Genomic DNA, 17,542 nt, shown 5'->3' with positions numbered 1-17,542 from the left:
CCTCACTCGGCGGGCACGGCCGCCGCCGTCTGGATGCAAAGCCAGACAGTGTTGTTCTCCACCTTGGTCGGATGCGCGCGCGTACATCCCTCGTCGGGAGCAACCGCCGTACCGCTCCTGAGCTCAATGACGAAATTGTGCAGCGGACAGGTGACGCGCTTGTTGTGGACGATGCCTTGCGACAACGGTCCGCCCTTGTGCGGACAGCGATCGTCGAGCGCGAACACCTCGTCATCGGCGGTCCGGAACACCGCAATGTCTCCGGACGCTGTTCGCACGACGCGCGAGCCGAGAACGGGAATATCGCTCAGCGTCCCGACTTCAATCCAGTTGCTCATGCGAGTTCCAGCTCCGCAAGCGGGGTGAATTCGTTGCGATCGACACCGCGTTTGGCGCGCGCCGCCCACGGATCGCTCTGAGAGAATTGCTGCGAGTAAGCGAAGCGGCTGAACAGCGCCTTGCGGTTGGCGACATCGTCGACCACCTGCTTGCGGATGGCATCGAGACCAATCCGATCGCACCACTTGTACATGCGCTCCAGATACCAGCCCTGTTCGCGATAGAGCTGCGTCAGCGCGGCGATGACTTCGAGCGTCTCCTCCTCGGTCGCTACCTTGCCCAGGAACTCGGTTCCCTTGATGTGAAGACCGGCAGCGCCGGCGAAATGGATCTCGAAGCCGGAATCGACGCAGACGACGCCGACATCCTTGCAGGTCGCTTCCGCGCAGTTGCGCGGGCAACCGGATACGGCGAGTTTCACCTTGGCAGGCGTCCACGAGCCCCACAGGAATTTCTCGATCTTGATGCCGAGGCCGGTCGAATCCTGCGTGCCGAAGCGACACCATTCCGAACCGACGCAGGTCTTTACCGTGCGCAATCCCTTGGCATAGGCGTGGCCCGACACCATCCCCGCATCATTGAGGTCGGCCCACACGGCAGGCAAATCCTCCTTCTTCACGCCGAGAAGGTCGATGCGCTGCCCGCCGGTCACCTTGACCGTCGGAATCTTGAACTTGTCCGCGACGTCGGCGATGGCACGCAATTCATCCGGCGTCGTGACGCCGCCCCACATCCGCGGCACGACCGAATAGGTCCCGTCCTTCTGAATATTGGCGTGAACGCGCTCGTTGATGTAGCGCGACTGCTGGTCGTCGCGGTACTCGCCGGGCCAGGTGGCGAGCAGGTAATAGTTGAGGGCGGGCCGGCAGGAATGGCACCCGTTCGGCGTCTTCCAGTCCATGAACCTCATGACATCGGGAATGGTCTTCAACGAATTCTCGATAATGACGCGCCGCGCGTCATCATGGCTGTGATCGGTGCACGCGCACATCGGCTTGACCTTCGGCGCCGCCGAATAGTCGCCGCCGAGCGTAAAGGCGAGCACCTGCTCGACAAGCCCGGTACAGGAGCCGCAGGACGAGGAGGCCTTGGTGTGGGCCCGCACGTCGTCGATCGTGAACAGCTTCTTTTCGCTGATCGCCTTGACGATCGCACCCTTGCAGACGCCGTTGCATCCGCAGATTTCCGCCTCATCGCTCATGGCGGCAACCGAGTTCTTGCCGCTGTGACCGCCGTCGCCGAGATTAGCGGCGCCGAACACCAGCCGCTCGCGCATTTGCGAAACATCAGTGCCGTCGCGCAGATGCTGGAAGTACCACGGGCCGTCGATAGTATCGCCATAGAGCACGGCGCCGATGATCTTCTTGTCGCGCAGAATGATCCGCTTGTAGACGCCGCGGGAAGCGTCCTGCATGACGATCTCTTCCTTGTCCGCGCCCGGCGCGAAGTCGCCGGCGGAGAACAGGTCGATGCCCGTCACCTTCAGTTTGGTCGAAACGACCGAACCGTCATAGGTGGCAAACCCCTTCATGGCGAGGTGATTGGCGCAGACCTTGGCCTGGTCGAACAGGGGAGCGACGAGGCCGTAGGTCTGGCGACGATGCTGCACGCATTCGCCGACCGCATAGATTCGTCCGTCGTAGGTCTGCATGGTGTCGGAGACGACGATGCCGCGCTCGCAATAAAGGCCTGCCTTGCGCGCCAGCTCGACATTCGGGCGGATGCCGACTGCCATCACGACCAGGTCTGCCGGAATCTCCTCGCCGTCGGCAAAGCGCACACCGGCCACGCGATCCTCGCCCAGGATCGCTTCCGTCTGCGCGGGCATCTTGAATACCATGCCGCGCTCTTCCAGCGACTTGCGCAGCAATCCGCCCGCGACCTGATCGAGCTGACGCTCCATCAGCGTGTCGAGCAGATGCACCACGGTGACGTTCATGCCGCGCTTCATCAGGCCGTTGGCGGCTTCGAGGCCGAGCAGACCGCCGCCGATCACGACGGCATTCTTGTAGCTCGTCGAGGCCTGAACCATACGCTCGACGTCCTGAATGTCGCGAAAGCCGATGACGCCCGGAAGGTCCTTGCCCGGCAGCGGCAACATGATCGGGTTCGAGCCGGTGGCGATCAGCAGGCGATCATAAGGCACGCGCGCGCCTTCCGCGGTGACGACTTCGCAAGTACGCCGATCGATCATCTCGATCATTTCGCCCTTGCGCAGCGTGATCCCGTTATCCTCGTACCACTGCTCCGTGTTGAGCATGATGTCGTTGACGGTCTTCTCGCCGGCAAGCACCGGCGACAGCAGAATCCGGTTGTAGTTGCCGTAGGGCTCGGAACCGAAGACGGTGATGTCATAGAGATCGGGCGCGCGGTCCAGCAGCACTTCCACCGTGCGGATGCCGGCCATGCCGTTGCCGATCACCACCAACTTTTGCTTGTTTACTTTCTCGAGCATGCCCTGCCTTCCAGATTTCCGATGGTCCCGCTCGGCGACGCAGCTCTGCATCGTCGATTGGCAAAAAGTATTGATGATTGGGGGGCGCCCATCGGCGGGCATAAGGATCATCGGCTATGACGATCGATATCTCAGGTATTCAAGAGACGTGCCAACACCAGGCCTGTATTTTTCCGGGCACAACGCACGGCTTCAGCCGATGAATCGTCAGTTGGCTGCACCTGGGCGTGCATGAATGCCCAAAAAATCACCCTCCCGGGCTACCCATTGTGCACAACACGAACGCTTAACCATGAGCGAGCGTCAATTTGCCCGCGGAACTGGCACGACACGGATAAGCGGCTTTTCAGGCGCGTTTTTCCGTCAATAGCCGGAACCGCATAATAAAACACCACACTGCACGCTCGAGCGGCTGCTTTTGCCAACAAACGGAGCAAGGGCCGCATTCGCGGCAGGTTATCCACGCGCCGCAAGACACTGCAAATACACGCAAAGTGGCGCGCTTGTTTTTCTGGCACACGAATTGCTGATGTTGCGACCAGAGTAAAGTCTCAACGACGAGACGACTCGCATCCCAAAATTAAATCCCTTTGTGCCGAGATCACCGCGCTAGCGCGGTGTCACGCGCCGATGTTCGAGGTTGCTCGATGAAGTTTGCTGAGTTCAAGAAGGCTGGCCACTGGCCCACGCTGCTCGCCGCCTTCCTCTATTTCGACATCAGCTTCATGGCTTGGGTCGCGCTCGGTCCGTTGATCGTCTACATCGTGCACGACATGAATCTCGCCGTCGACGAGAAATTCACGCTCGTCGCCATCCCGGTTCTGGCCGGCGCGCTGCTGCGGGTGCCGATGGGCCTTCTCGCCGATCTGTTCGGCGCCAAACGCACCGGAATTGTCGCGCAAATCGTCGTCATCGCCGCGACCGCGTGGGTTTGCTACTTCGGCCTTCCGACCAAGCTGTCGGTGGAGATCTTCGGTCTCGCGCTCGGCATCGGCGGCGCCTCGTTCGCAGTGGCGCTGCCGCAGGCAAGCCGCTGGTATCCGCCGCAATATCAGGGCGTGGTGATGGGAATCGCCGGCGCCGGCAATATGGGTGTCGTGCTCGACACGATGTTCGCACCGTCGATCGCTGAACATTGGGGCTGGCAAGCCGTGTTCGGCGTGCTGCTCGTGCCGATGGTGCTGATCCTCGCCTACTACATCTACGCCGCCAAGGATGCGCCCGGAGAGCGGAAACCGATTTCGCTGAAGGCTTACGGTGCGTTGCTGCGCGATCCCGACAGCCGCTGGTTCATGTTCTTCTACTTCATCACCTTCGGCGGCTTTGTCGGACTGGCCAACGCCTTGCCGCTGTATTTCAGCGTGCAGTATCACGTATCAGGCGTTGCGGCGGGCCTGCTGGTTTCCTTGATTGTCGCCTTCGGTTCGGGTTTCCGTCCCGTCGGCGGCCTGCTCGCCGACCGCATCGGCGGCATCCGCTCATTGTCGATGTTTTTTGGGGTCGTCGTGGCGGCCTATCTCGTCATCGCCTTCATGCCGGAGGGGCCCGCCGCGCCGGCGCCTGGGGGCTGGGCGCTCACCGAGATGCCGCGGATCGCCTGGATCTCGGTATCGCTGTTCTCGATCGGCGTCCTCGCGCTCGGCATGGGCAATGGCGCCGTGTTTCAGCTCATTCCTCTCCGCTTCCGTCAGGAGATCGGCCTGATGACCGGCATGGTCGGCTGCGCCGGCGGCATCGGCGGTTTCTTCCTTGCCAAGGCACTTGGCGTCGCCAAGGGAATGACCGGCGGTTTCGGCGCGGGCTTCGTGTTTTTCGGCCTGCTGGCGTTGCTTGGTTTCCTCGGACTTGCCATGGTCAAGGTGCGCTGGCGCACCACTTGGGGCGCCGCATCGGGAGCGCGGGTCTGACGACGCGCGCTAACTTGACAGGCCGCGGGTGACGATCGGTTCGCAACGAAATCTCGGGGTTCGCGTCGGCTTCGTCAGCGAGACCGGCAAGCGCTCCGCCAATGAGGATTACGTCGCGACCTGCCTCGGCCGGTCCGGAGTGAGCAACCGCGACATTGTCGCCGCGGTCGCCGATGGCGTCGGCGGACACAAGGGCGGGCGCGAAGCCGCCGAGCTCGCGGTTCGTTGCTTCATCGACGCCTATTACTCCCTCCCCGAAACGCTCGGCGTGCGTCGTCGCGCCTCGCGTTCGCTGGAAGCCGCCAACAGCTGGATCTACACGCAAGGCCGCACCGACCCGCTGCTCAGCGGCATGAGCTGCGCCTTCTCGTCGATCATCCTGTCGCGGCGGCTGTGCCACATCATTCATATCGGCGACACCCGCGCCTATCGCCTGAGCGAGGGGCGCCTGGAGCGGCTGACCACGGACCACATCGCCGGCCGCGGCGATCTCGCGCATCTGCTTAACCGCGCCATCGGCTTTGAGGACTTCGCCCGCTTCGACTACGCCACCGTCGGACTGCGCCAGCACGACAGGCTTCTGATCTGCAGCGACGGCGTTCATGGCGTGCTGGCCGATCATCGATTGCAGGTGCTGTTGAGCGAGCGCACCTCGCCGGAAGAATCCGCGCGCGCACTGGTCGATGCGGCCATGGATGCCGGCTCCAGCGACAACATGACCGCGCTGGTGCTCGACGTCGTCGACCTGCCGCCCGCCGACCGCGACGAACTCACCCACTCGATCGCGACGCTTCCGATTTTGGACTTGCCCGAAACCGGCGACGTCATCGACGATTTCACGCTCGGCGAAATATTGTCTGATGGCCGCTACAGCCGGCTGTTCAAGGCGATCGACAAACGACAAGGCCGCGAACTCGTGCTGAAGTTTCCGCATCCGCGCGTGGCCAGCGAGGGCTCCTATCGCCTCGCCTTCGTCCGCGAGGCGTGGGTCGCCGCGCGCGTGCGAAGCCTGTGGATCGGAGAAATCGTAGAACTGCCTGCCGAGCGGCAGACCCGCCTCTATTCAGTGATGCCGCTTTACGAAGGCGAGACGCTGGAACAGCGGCTCAACCGTCCGCCGCAGCTTTCGCTAAGCGAAGGTATCGGGATCGCGACCAAGCTGGCGCGCGCGGTCGCAACGCTGCACCGGGCCGGCATCATCCATCGCGACATCAAGCCCGACAACGTGATCCTATTGAACGGCGGCGGATTGCGGTTGGTCGACCTCGGCGTCGCACGCGTGCCGTTGCTCGAGGATTTCCCAGCCGAGGATATTCCGGGTACGCCGAGCTACATGGCGCCGGAGCTGTTCGGCGGGCGGACCGGCGACGAGTTTTCCGATCTCTATGCGCTCGGCGTCACCGTGTACCGGATGTTCACTGCCGCCTACCCTTACGGCGAGATCGAGCCGTTCTCGCGGCCCCGCTTCGGCAAGCCCGCTTCCCTCTCCCGCTATCGCCCCGACCTGCCGGCCTGGCTGGATGCGGTGGTAGGCAAGGCGCTCAACGTCGATCCGTTGCAGCGCTACGGCGACGTCATCGAGTTCTCGCACGAACTCGAGAACGGCGCGATGTGGGCGAAGCCGGCTGTCGCATCACGGCGCTCGCTCTACGACCGCGATCCCCTCGTTTTCTGGAAGAGCCTGTCCGCCGGCCTGATCGTGCTCGTCATCCTGCTTCTGGCATGGTCGGTACGACACTAGCCCGACGCTCCGGTGGAGCGTCGGGCCATGTTTGCATGAGCGAAGCCAACCGCGTTGGCTTCGCGATCCGGCTCACACCCCGGTCTGGGTGATGAACTTGGTGTTGAAATACCCGTCCATCGCCTCGGTGCCGCCCTCCGAGCCGTAGCCGGAATCCTTGACGCCGCCGAACGGCACTTCGGGCAGCGCGAGCCCAAAGCTGTTGATCGAGACCATGCCGGCTTCGATGGCGGCGCCGATCGCGGTCGCCGTCTTGGTCGAACTGGTGAAGGCGTAGGACGCCAGACCAAACGGCAAGCGGTTGGCTTCCTCGGCCACCTCGTCGAAGGTCGAGAATCGGGAGATCAGCGCCAGCGGCCCGAACGGCTCCTCGTTCATGGCGCGCGCATCCTTCGGCACGTCGCTGACCACGGTCGGTTCGTAGAAGTAGCCCTTGTTGCCGACGCGGTGGCCGCCGGTCTCGAGTTTTGCTCCTTTGCCCACGGCATCCTGCACCATGCCTTCGATGGCGGTGACGCGGCGCGGATTGGCGAGCGAGCCCATCTTCGAATCCGGATCGAGGCCATTGCCGACCTTCATCGACTTGGCGCCTTCGACGAACTTGTCGACGAATTCGCGAAACACGTCGTCCTGCACCAGCATGCGGGTCGGCGAGATGCAGACCTGGCCGGCGTTGCGATACTTCGCCGCCGCCAGAATCTTCGCCGCCGACGTGACGTCCGCGTCCTTGAACACGATGGCCGGCGCATGGCCGCCCAGCTCCATGGTGGCGCGCTTCATGTGCAGGCCCGCCAGTGCGGAGAGTTGCTTGCCCACGACGGTCGAGCCGGTGAAGGAGATCTTGCGGATCACTGGATGCGGAATGAGATATTCCGAAATCTCCGACGGCACGCCGTAGACCAGGTTGACGACACCATCGGGCACGCCTGCGTCAGCGAACGCCTTGATCAGTTGCGCAGGCGACGCCGGCGTTTCCTCTGGCGCCTTGACAATGATGGAGCAACCGGCGGCGAGAGCCGCGGAGAGCTTGCGCACCACCTGGTTGATCGGGAAATTCCACGGCGTAAAGGCCGCGACCGGGCCGACCGGCTCCTTGACCGCGATCTGGTAGATGCCGGGGCCGCGGGCCGGGATCACCCGGCCATAGGCGCGCTTGGCTTCCTCGGCGAACCACTCGATGACGTCGGCGGCGGCCATCGCTTCCATCTTCGCTTCCGCCAGCGTCTTGCCCTGCTCCATGGTCATCAGCGGCGCGATCTCGTCATTGCGCTCGCGCATGATTGCGGCCGCCTTGCGCATGATCCTGCAGCGCTCGAATGGCGCCACCGCCCGCCAGACCTTGAAACCCCTGGCGGCCGCTTCCAGCGCCTCGTCGAGGTCGGCGCGGTCGGCATGGGCGACCGTGCCGATGGTTTCCTCGGTCGCCGGATTGAGCACGGCGATGGTCCTGCCCGACTGGCTCGGCCGCCATTTGCCGTTGATGAACAGTTGAGTATTGGAATATGCTACGAGACTTGCTCCCTCTTTTATTGTCGCCGGATGGCGAATGGCCCGGCTGAAGATCAGGCGCCTTTATGATCGAAGCCCGCCCGTATTGCAAAGCCGATTCAACCGGGTACGGCCCTGCGATCGCTTGCGATACGCCTCGATCCCGCCGCACGCATGGTCGAAACCGGCACGCTCGACCGCATCGCGACTGTGGACGAAATATGGAAAACAACCCCATGCAAAGTAGCAATAATCGCAGGCATGATACCTTGAGCAATTCCGCGAACACTTGACACGTCGGGCAAATCAGCGGCACTACTCCATCATCGCGCAGACTAGCTATGGGCCTGCTGTAACGCCGCCCTTTGTCGCGATTGCACACAAAATCTTTTGACAATTGAAAGTCGCCGCAACGAGCCATCGCCTGCGCGTTGCCGAACCGCGCGCGCTTCCGGCGCGTGCCTGGGAATATCGACATGAACACCGCTCCGGACCTCAATTTGCCGACGGCGACAGCCGCAACCGATCCAACCAGGCCGCCGCAACGCCGCGGATAAAGCTCTCGTCACATGGTTACCCCGCGCCTGTCGCCCGCGTGACGACTGAAAGCCCGCTTTGGGATTGGGTTGAAGTAGCGCGATGGATGTTCAAGAGACGCACTATCTCACGGCATGTGGTCGTGGAAGCGAAGATTGTCAGAGAGGCTAATTTAGCTTTATCTCAGCCGGATGGACTAGAAGCCATCTTCGTTAGGAAGTTTTATCAAGAGCTCGACGCCTGAAACAGAAAGGGCGAATAACTCCAACGTTAACCGCCCGCTTCTGTGTGAACCGCACTTGTCCTAATCTGCCAGCACGAGTGGCTTATTTCGGCCAGCACCCGCGATCATATACGTTTGCCACTACAATCCATGCCGGATGCATGAAGCCCTCTGCCACCTCAGTTGGCGGCCGCTTTCGTCCGAGCCGCGCGTGAATTCGGCTGGCTCGCCACGGGTGTTGACCGACAGGCGAACGCTCCGCCCTTCCGGGATACTGACGCGCGCTGGTTCTGCTCTGCCGTCAACGGCTTCCCGTCGATCTCGCGCTGTGCAGGAAGCTGCAGCACCGTTGCCCTTTGACCGGGACGCAGCTTTGTCAGAAGCACGATCTTGCCGTTCGCAAATTCCAGCGCGTCATGGTGCGAATTGCTTCCCCGACTGATTTACCGGAAACGCGCGAGCCGCGCCCCAATGCTCCCAAACTGCATTTGCGGGTAGAGCTTCGCGAACGGGTGATCGCATACAGCGTCCTCGCTGAAGGCAAGTTCGGTGCCTGGCAGGAGGCATACAGCGGTGTCTGGCTCTCCGATCGCGGAGAACCCGCGTGTCACCGTATTGGGGAATTCGCCCGTTAGCAGCACATCCCCCGCTCTTGCGGGACGCGATTGGACGGCATGCAGGCTGTAGTCACACATCAAAACGCTCCATCTTCATTCTTCGTACGTGCATTCTTCGAACGTGTATGCGTCGCCAAGCATATCCGGCTCCTTCGAACTTCTCGCGGCGAGATTTCGCGAGCGTCTCCGAACGCCAGCTATCTTGGATTCACCGCGGACGCGTTGGGTTCATTCGGCTGCTGCCCCAAGGTCACGCTCAATGAGCTCTCTTTTCCTTGCCGAAGCACCGTGAGCTGTGTCGAAGAGCCCGGCGCCATCGCACCGACTTTCCTGGTTAGCTCGTTGGCGTTCTTGACTGGCTCGCCACCCACCGAGGTGATCACGTCTCCGCTTCTCAATCCGGCTTTCGCAGCGGGACCATTGGCTTGAACCGCCGCCACGATCGCACCGCGGAGATTGCTCAATCCGAGGCCGTCGGCAAGTTCAGGCGTGACCGATTGAACTTTGGTCCCGAGCCATCCGCGCGTGACCGCGCCCTTCACCTTTAGCTGCGGTATCACTGCCTTGACCGTATCGGCCGGGACCGCAAACGCAACGCCCACTGAGCCTTGGGAGGGTGAAAAGATCATGCTGTTGACACCGATGACGTCGCCCCGGGTATTGAAGCTCGGACCGCCGGCATCGCCGCTGTTGATTGCCGCATCGATCTGGATGAAATCCTTCGCCGAACCAACCTCGATGTCGCGATCGCGCGCTGAAACAATACCGGCCGTCACGGTACCTCCGACCGCAAGCGGATTTCCCGCGGTAAGCACCCAATCGCCCACGCGCGGGGGCTGGTCAGAGAGCTTCACGTAGCTGAAGTCCGTGCGTCCATCGACTTTGATCAAGGCGATATCACTCCACGAGTCCCTTCCTATGACTCTTGCCGAATAGGCGTTGTCGTCGCTGGTTCGGATCTCGACTGTGTCGTTGTCTTCCACGACGTGACTGCTGGTCACGGCATAACCGTCCGCAGAGATGAAGAAGCCTGATCCAGCATTGATCAGTTCGAGTGTCGGTGCCCTCCCTCGATCGGGCGCATCCGGATCCGCCCCTGGAATTTCCCCTTTCGGAGCGCGCTGTTCAGGCGCACCAAATTTGCGTGTCGCAGGCGCTTTGGAACGCACCCCAATCACGGTCGGTTGAACTTTTTCGGCGAGATCGGCGAAATCGCCGGGCCCACCACCATCTTCAGTACCAGCAACCCGATCGATCAATGTCGTCGGCCTGCCCACGAAGGAAGCCTGGCCCGGAGAATTTACCGTTGCCTGCGCGATATTCGCGATCACCGGAATCGCGAAAACGGTCAGCCCGCCCATCATCGACGCCCGGCGCCAGCTGAAAACCAAATTTCTACGAGCCAGATTTTCACGAGCCATGTGCGCTTCCATAGCCTTGTCATCGCCTCACCGCGGCTTTGACGTCAGAGGCCGGCGCGTTTAGCGCGCCGTCAGTTCCGTGAGAGCTCAGACGCCTGCGGCAACAGTGGGCTCAACAATTTGCTGCGCCGGCAGTTCCTTTCAGCCCAAGGTGGATAAGGAAGGTCGTCCAAATGCCGGAAAACCATGCCGACTGATCGCCTCGTCACCGAAAATCCCGCATGGCTCCCAACGCGATCTTCGCAGTTCCACCGGGAAGCACGCGCTCGCCTCATTTCCATCCGAACTTGCGGCGGCCTCGACAACTTTCTTTGAACCGTCGGTTTCTTTGAACCGTCGGCCCGTGTGTTAGGATGGATCTGCCACGACAACGAATGAACTGATCTCGGTGAAGGCAGGCTGTGATTACGGTCGAGCGAGCCGGCGAAGGCGATCCACTCGAATTCGAGGTCATCGTCCGTGTGGGAAACGGCGAGACTCGCCATCACGTCACGATGGCAAGAGACACTTGCGAACGGCTGACGATGGGCTCGCACACGCCCGAGGGTTGCATCAAGGCGGCGTTCCAATTCCTGCTTGATCGCGAACCCCAGGGATCGATCCTGCGGCGTTTCGACATCACCGTGATCTCTCGTTACTTTCCCGAGTTCGAGCGCGAGCTGCCAAGCTACCTCTCTCAATCCTGATTAGGTCGCAATCCTGATTAGGTCGCCAAGTGACCTTGACGCTTGCGCGCCATGGCCCAGCCGAAATATCCAATTTTTAGATGATCTGTATTATTTGAATGCCCCGTCAAGAGCGGGGTTGACAGTGTCCAGGACATCGAGCTCGGCGAGACATGAAGCGCTTCGGACGCTCATTCGAGACCGACGAAAAGCAGCAGGTCTGCCAAAGCCGGCATCCATCCAAGTTGATGGCGCTCGACCAGCCGTGGAGAACACGGAAGTAGCCGGCCATGAGTGCTCGACGGGCTGCGATCAGGTTGTTAAGCCCGCCTCCGCCAAGGAGCCTTTGAGTCGAGACATGACCGTTGCGATCGAGATGGGACACACGACGGCAGGCGCTCCGGCTGTACTGGACCTTGAGGAACTGCTGGCGACCCGCCTGCTGGTGCAGGGCAATTCGGGCTCCGGCAAATCCCATCTGCTGCGCCGGCTGCTGGAACAGAGTGCCCCCTGGGTGCAGCAGACCATCATCGACCCCGAAGGCGACTTCGTGGCGCTTGCCGACCGTTTCGGCCACCTGCTGATCGATGCCGAGGACCATACCGAGCGGGGCCTGCAGGTCGCCGGCGAGCGCGCGCGCATCCATCGCGTCTCCACGGTGCTTAATCTCGAGGGGCTCGACGCCGAGAACCAGATGCGGCGCGCCGCCGCCTTCCTCGGCGGACTTTTCGACGTCGCCCGCGACCATTGGTACCCGATGCTGGTGGTGGTGGATGAGGCGCAGCTATTCGCGCCGGCCGTCGCCGGCGAGGTTTCGGACGAGGCGCGCAAACTCTCGCTCGGCGCCATGACGAACCTGATGTGCCGTGGCCGCAAACGCGGGCTTGCGGGGATCATCGCCACCCAGCGACTGGCGAAGCTCGCCAAGAACGTCGCGGCCGAGGCGTCCAATTTCCTGATGGGCCGAACCTTTCTGGATATCGACATGGCGCGCGCCGCCGACCTTCTGGGCATGGAGCGGCGACAGGCGGAGGCCTTCCGGGATCTGGAACGCGGGCAATTCATGGCGCTGGGACCGGCCCTCTCCCGCCGTCCGCTGGGGCTGCGCATTGGTCCAACGGAGACCACGCCGCGCAACGCGACCCCGCGCCTGATGCCTCTGCCGGAAGCGACACCGGACGCACGCGCCATCATCCTGGCCGCGCCGCCGCCCGAGAATAACCGGCCTCAGCGCCGGTCGCCGCCGGACCTCCTCGGCCAGCTCATGGCGGCCAAGACCGCGGCGCTGGAGATCCGTCCCGAAGCGGTGGAGCAGCCACTCAGCGCCGAGGAACTGGCGGAGCGGCGTGAGCGCGTGGACCGTATTCTACGCGCCGTCATGGCCGAACCCGATTCGGGATTCCGCGCCATCGGCGTCCTCTATCAGGAGTTCGTGGTCCGCTGCCGAATAGAGGGCCTCGGTTCGGACGTGCCGGACCTGGGTGACTTCCGTCGCATGCTGACGCGCGCCCGCGCCGGGCTCGGGTCCGATATGGCAGAGGATGACGCCTGGCAGGATGTCTCGGTCCGCGCCTCACTTCTGCCGGAGGATATGCAGGGCGTCTTCATGATGATCGCCCGCGCCGCGAAGGAAGGTTGGCCCTGCCCGGGCGATGCAGCGATTGCCCGCGCCTATGGCTCCCATTCGTTGCGCCGTGCACGGCGTCTTTTGACCTACATCGAGGAGCAGGGCCTCATCGTTTGCCAGCTTGACGGTGCCGGCCGGCGGATCGTGACGCTCGTCGAACTGGCCTGGGCAACGGCACCGGGCGACCCCAAGGCCGAGGAACTGCCGGCGGAGCAAGACTGCAGCAGCTCGGCTCCATGATGCGGCGGTCGAGCGCCGCACTCGGAAAATACCGCGCATCAAGCCGTGGCTGTCCACCGCAGAGGACTGTCACAGGGCCTCTGTCGAGTGTTCCACAAACGAGGTAACTTGATAATGGCGCCCGGCTCGCTCTGCGGTATATGATTCGTAGAAGTCGCTGAGCGTTGCGCCACAGTTCCCTTGACGAGTCCGCGCTCTTGTCGCCGACTGCCTTTTTGCATATCTCGCTTAAAAGGAGTTCTGAGCTTGAGCGTTGCCTTCACCAAGGAAGACAGTGCCGAAACTGCGTCGGAGACGCTGCTGCCCGATCGCCCGGTTTCACCTCATCCGAACCTTGTTACGGAAGCGGGATTAAAGGCTCTGGAATTTCAACTCCAGCAGGCTCGTGAGGCGTACGAGACGGCGCAGAAGATCGAAGACGTGAATGAGCGGCGGCGGCAAGCCGCAGCCCCCTTGCGTGATGCGCGCTACTTTGCGGCGAGAGTTCGGACGGCTCAGGTCATCACCAATCCGACGTCAGCTGACACCGTTGCCTTTGGGAGCACTGTGACCTTCCGGCGCGACGATGGGCGCGTACAGAAATATCATATCGTGGGAGAGGACGAAGCGGACCCCAAGGCCGGTTCCATTTCCTTCGTGTCCCCCGTGGCGAGGTCTTTGATGGGCAAAGCTGTTGGGGACGTCGTCAGCACATCCGGTCAAGAGCTTGAGATCATTGCGATCTCGTAGCCCCCGGACAAGACGCAGGCGAAGTTTGGAATGTCCGCCTTGCGAATGAGCGGTCCTTCCATCCCCGCTCATTCTGTGAATCCCCTGCTCGAGCTGTCTCGCGCGCTATATAGAGCATGATCCGGAAAAGTGGGTACCGGTTTTCCCTCGCGACAAACGCGGAACGCGTTTGCGCGGAGATCATGCTCAAATCAAAGGGATAGAGCGGGATGACGATTCGAAGAAAAGTCATCCCGCTCTAGGTCGCGCGCAAGCCGAGCTTGCCCCAAAAGTTTTGCCTGAGTTTATGGGGGCTTATCTGTCGACGTCGCCGCCTTCCAAAAGCGTCTCGACTCAGCCCTTGAGCGCGGTGACCACCACCTCAATCAAGGCGCCACCTCCGAGATCGGCCACGCCGACTGTTGCTCGTGCCGGCAAATTTTCGCCGAAAAATTCGGTCCAGGCCGCGTCCATTTCCTTCTTTCTGGAGAGATCCGTGACGAAGATCGACGCGCTGACCACGCGGGACGTATCGGTTCCCGCCTCCTTCAGATAGCCGGCGATCTTGCCGAGGATGTTGCGGGTCTGCTCGCCCATTGATGCGCCCGTGTCGTCGGCGATCGTGCCGCCAACGAAGACGAAGCCATTGGCTTCGACGGCGCGGTGCATGATCGGGGTGCGGATGCTGCGGGTAATGCTCATGATGTCCTCTTAGGTCGTGGAAGCGTGGAAACGGCCGATGCCCAGATCGCCGATCCGGGTCTGGGTGCCGCCGTTGACAATCAGCTCCGCCATCACGGCGCCGGCGCCGGGACCGAGCTGGAAGCCATGCAGCGAAAAGCCGAACTGGTGATAAAGGCCCTTGTGACGGGCACTCGGCCCAAAGACGGGCAGATCATCTTTTGTCTTGGCCTCGATGCCGGCCCAGGCGCGGACAATCGTCGCACCGCGCATGACCGGAAACAGCTCGAATACGGTGCGCGCGCTCACGGCGAGGTTCCGCCAATCCAGCACGGTCTCGTTGCGGTCCTGATCCGGTGTCGCCAGATGACCGCCGCCGATCAGCACGGTGCCGTTGGCGAATTGTTTGAAGGACAGTTTGCGGCCGCGCAGGATCACGACTGGATCGATGAAGTGCGGCACGTGTGACGTGATCATCAGCATCGGCGCCACGGTCTCGACCGGGACCGGCTCGCCGAGGGCGTCGGCAATTCGTCCAGCCCACGCGCCAGCGGCGTTGACGAGCACCGGGGCGGCATAGCTGTCCGCGCCAACGCCGACGTGCCAGAGCCCGTCGCGCTGCCGGACATTGCTCGCGGCCACGCCCTCGCAAACCGTGGCGCCAAGCGCAGCCGCCTTGCGCCGAAACGCCGTCGTGGTCTGCGCGGGATTGGCCGCGCCATCACGCCGTGACACTATTCCACCGGGACAGGTGTCAGCCACCGCAGGCACCAGCCGGCGCAACTCGGCTGCGTCAATCAGCTCTTCGTGGGTGAAGCCAAGCGCGTTCAGTTCAGCGACACGTGCGCGGCATGCTTCCAGTTCTGTGTCATTCTCCGCGACCAGAACCTGGCCGTGGCTCTCGAAGCTGCAATCATCGTCGAGGAGCTCCGCGATCCGCTCCCAAATTCCCATCGAGCGGATCGAGAGCGGAATCTCGGGGATATGCCGCGCGAGTTGACGAACGCCGCCGGCATTCACCCCTGAGGCGTGGCGGCCGGCATAGTCCTTCTCGATCAGCACCGGCTTCATTCCCGCAAGGCACATGTGAAGCGCGGTCGAGCATCCGTGGATGCCGCCACCCACGATGATGGCATCCGCGAGCTTCGTCATCCGCGCACCACGGCCTGGATGTCGGCCTCTGTCTTCGGCACGGCCGCCAGCTCCGCCAGCGTGATCGGCTTTACCGGTGCGCGCAGCCGATAATAGCCGATCTCCTGGGGAGTCTTGCCACGGGCCTGCGCCATCAACTCAGTGACTGTCAGACCGCAGAGCCGGCCCTGGCAGGGACCCATGCCGGTGCGACGATAGGCCTTGAGCTGGTTGGGACCGGTCGCGCCGATCGCGACGGCGTCGAGAATGTCCTTGGCCGTGACCTCCTCGCAGCGGCAGACGATGGTGTCGCCTGAGGGGATGCGAAACTGCCGGGCGGGACGGAACAGCGTGTCGAGGAAGGCACGGCCGCGCTCGGCCTGGGCCAGCGACGCTCTGAACGTCGACATGGGTGCGAGCTTCGCAGCAGCCGCAGGCGCCAGGGCCTCGACCGCAGTTCGCGCGGCGATACGGCCGCGGACAATTGCGGCTCCCGCGCCGCCGATCCCGGCACCATCGCCAGCGACAGCGATGCCCTCGACCGACGAACTGCCGTCGCGATCGAGCACCGGCGACCAGCAGAGCTGCAGGTCGTCCCAGCGGTGCTCGATTCCCGCCGCCATCGCGAGATTGATGTTGGGCACCACACCCTGATGCAGCAGCAACAACTCGGCCGCAATCGTCTCGCGTCGGCCGCCGGCCGTATAGGTCACGGTTGCGAGCTGGCCATCACCGGCGGCCTCGAGTTCGCTGACGCCGGTCACCACCGGCACTTTCGCTCGCACCTCCTTCATCATCGCGAGTCCCTTTGCAAAATAGGGCGACGTTACGAAGGCGAAGGCGTGAGGCAGCGCGGCGAAATAATTCCGGCGCTCGGTCGTGTCGAGGATGCGGTCGATGCGACCGCCAAGACGCAGGATCTGCGCCGCGAGCAGCCAAAGCAGCGGCCCCTGACCGGCGATCACCGTCTGCCCGTCCGGCACCAGCCCTGAGGACTTCAGCATCGTCTGCGCGGCGCCTGCGGTCATCACCCCCGGAAGCGTCCAGCCCGGAATTGGAAACGGCCGCTCAAGCGCGCCCGTCGCCAGAATCACACGCCGCGCCTTGACGAAAAACGACGCGCCGCCGACCGACACACCGACCTCGAGATTCCGGTCAAGACTCCAGACCGTCGCGCGCTGGACGATCTCGGCACTGCTCGATCGCATTGCATCGACAAGGTCCGCGCCCGCCCAATAGTCGGCGCCGAGGCGGTCACGTTCCGTCACCGGGGTCGAGGCGATGGCGCGCCAGACCTGGCCGCCGGGGCCGGCATTCTCGTCGAGCAGCAGCGTCGACAGGCCAGCCTCGGCCACGGTCGCTGTGGCGGCGAGCCCAGCGGGCCCTGCCCCGATAACCACGACATCATAACTATCGCGCCTCGGAGTCGTGTTCATCGGCCGATTTCCCTTTTGCCCTTCTGAATTTCGATCTGCATGCCCTCGGCGACGGGCACCAGGCAGCCCTGGCGATTGCCGACGCCGTCGATGGTGACGAGGCAGTCGAAACACACACCCATCATGCAATAGGGCAAGCGCGGCGCGCCGCTCACCGCGGTCGCGCGGCGCACGTCTCGGCCGGAGACGAGCAGCGCGGCGGAAACAGTATCGCCCTCGCGCGCCTCGACGGCGGCCCCGTTCACGAGGATGTGCACGGATCTTCTGCTGTCCTGATCGGATCGTTTGAACATGGGATGCCTCTTCGTCCCTTTCTCGGGTCGCGT

Annotated in this window: 14 protein-coding genes; 6 read left to right on the top strand and 8 right to left on the bottom strand. The window is 62.9% G+C overall.

Going from position 1 to position 17,542, the window contains the following annotated elements; all coding sequences use genetic code 11:
* Window positions 1–2: 2 nt before the first annotated feature.
* Window positions 3–338 carry a nitrite reductase small subunit NirD gene (gene nirD, locus V1294_RS11180; protein ID WP_334497052.1) on the bottom strand — a complete coding sequence of 112 codons (336 nt, stop codon included), beginning with the start codon at window positions 336–338 and terminating at the stop codon, window positions 3–5.
* Window positions 335–2,794 (bottom strand): nitrite reductase large subunit NirB, encoded by a 2,460-nt coding sequence (gene nirB, locus V1294_RS11175; protein ID WP_334497050.1) that lies wholly within the window; start codon window positions 2,792–2,794, stop codon window positions 335–337. The genes nirD and nirB overlap by 4 nt, the downstream gene beginning before the upstream one ends.
* 647 nt (window positions 2,795–3,441) lie before the next feature.
* Here nirB and V1294_RS11170 point away from each other — a divergent pair.
* Entirely contained in the window at window positions 3,442–4,701 is a 1,260-nt protein-coding gene (locus V1294_RS11170) for an MFS transporter (protein ID WP_334497048.1), read from the top strand.
* Window positions 4,702–4,729: 28 nt separating this feature from the next.
* Window positions 4,730–6,442, top strand: a complete 1,713-nt coding sequence (locus V1294_RS11165; protein WP_334497046.1) for a protein kinase domain-containing protein — start codon at window positions 4,730–4,732, stop codon at window positions 6,440–6,442.
* 72 nt (window positions 6,443–6,514) lie between these two features.
* On the opposite strand, the gene V1294_RS11160 is transcribed toward V1294_RS11165, so the two are convergent.
* Window positions 6,515–7,972 carry an NAD-dependent succinate-semialdehyde dehydrogenase gene (locus tag V1294_RS11160; protein ID WP_334504598.1) on the bottom strand — a complete coding sequence of 486 codons (1,458 nt, stop codon included), beginning with the start codon at window positions 7,970–7,972 and terminating at the stop codon, window positions 6,515–6,517.
* Between the two features lie 355 nt (window positions 7,973–8,327).
* Here V1294_RS11160 and V1294_RS11155 point away from each other — a divergent pair, with 355 nt between their 5' ends.
* Window positions 8,328–8,711: a hypothetical protein gene (locus tag V1294_RS11155; protein WP_334497044.1), complete on the top strand. Its 384-nt coding sequence runs from the start codon at window positions 8,328–8,330 to the stop codon at window positions 8,709–8,711.
* 793 nt (window positions 8,712–9,504) lie between these two features.
* Here the strand turns inward: V1294_RS11155 and V1294_RS11150 are convergent.
* Window positions 9,505–10,728 (bottom strand): S1C family serine protease, encoded by a 1,224-nt coding sequence (locus tag V1294_RS11150; RefSeq protein WP_334497042.1) that lies wholly within the window; start codon window positions 10,726–10,728, stop codon window positions 9,505–9,507.
* A gap of 401 nt (window positions 10,729–11,129) precedes the next feature.
* Here V1294_RS11150 and V1294_RS11145 point away from each other — a divergent pair, with 401 nt between their 5' ends.
* The 3 genes from V1294_RS11145 (at window position 11,130) to greA (ending at window position 13,989) form a co-directional block, all read left to right on the top strand.
* Entirely contained in the window at window positions 11,130–11,414 is a 285-nt protein-coding gene (locus V1294_RS11145) for a hypothetical protein (protein ID WP_334497040.1), read from the top strand.
* A 337-nt stretch (window positions 11,415–11,751) separates the two neighbouring features.
* The gene (locus tag V1294_RS11140; RefSeq protein ID WP_334497038.1) at window positions 11,752–13,260 is read left to right on the top strand and encodes an ATP-binding protein; all 1,509 of its coding nucleotides are present in this window, start codon (window positions 11,752–11,754) and stop codon (window positions 13,258–13,260) included.
* A gap of 246 nt (window positions 13,261–13,506) precedes the next feature.
* The gene (gene greA / locus V1294_RS11135) at window positions 13,507–13,989 is read left to right on the top strand and encodes a transcription elongation factor GreA (protein ID WP_334497036.1); all 483 of its coding nucleotides are present in this window, start codon (window positions 13,507–13,509) and stop codon (window positions 13,987–13,989) included.
* A gap of 333 nt (window positions 13,990–14,322) precedes the next feature.
* Here the strand turns inward: greA and V1294_RS11130 are convergent, their stop codons facing one another.
* The 4 genes from V1294_RS11130 to V1294_RS11115 are packed head-to-tail and all read right to left on the bottom strand — an operon-like array spanning window position 14,323 to window position 17,509.
* Window positions 14,323–14,670 (bottom strand): RidA family protein, encoded by a 348-nt coding sequence (locus V1294_RS11130; RefSeq protein WP_334497034.1) that lies wholly within the window; start codon window positions 14,668–14,670, stop codon window positions 14,323–14,325.
* 9 nt (window positions 14,671–14,679) lie between these two features.
* Complete coding sequence (locus V1294_RS11125; RefSeq protein WP_334497032.1) at window positions 14,680–15,801, bottom strand: NAD(P)/FAD-dependent oxidoreductase; 1,122 nt, start codon at window positions 15,799–15,801, stop codon at window positions 14,680–14,682.
* A complete protein-coding gene (locus tag V1294_RS11120) occupies window positions 15,798–17,216 on the bottom strand; it encodes an NAD(P)/FAD-dependent oxidoreductase (RefSeq protein ID WP_334497030.1) in 1,419 nt (472 codons plus the stop codon). Before V1294_RS11120 ends, V1294_RS11125 begins: the two co-directional genes overlap by 4 nt.
* The gene (locus V1294_RS11115; RefSeq protein ID WP_334497028.1) at window positions 17,213–17,509 is read right to left on the bottom strand and encodes a (2Fe-2S)-binding protein; all 297 of its coding nucleotides are present in this window, start codon (window positions 17,507–17,509) and stop codon (window positions 17,213–17,215) included. The genes V1294_RS11120 and V1294_RS11115 overlap by 4 nt, the downstream gene beginning before the upstream one ends.
* Window positions 17,510–17,542: the final 33 nt, after the last annotated feature.

It is taken from the genome of Bradyrhizobium sp. AZCC 1678 (genome assembly GCF_036924765.1).
Lineage (GTDB): Bacteria > Pseudomonadota > Alphaproteobacteria > Rhizobiales > Xanthobacteraceae > Bradyrhizobium > Bradyrhizobium algeriense.
Note: the sequence above shows the minus strand (reverse complement) of the source record. Positions and strands in the feature narration are given on the sequence as shown.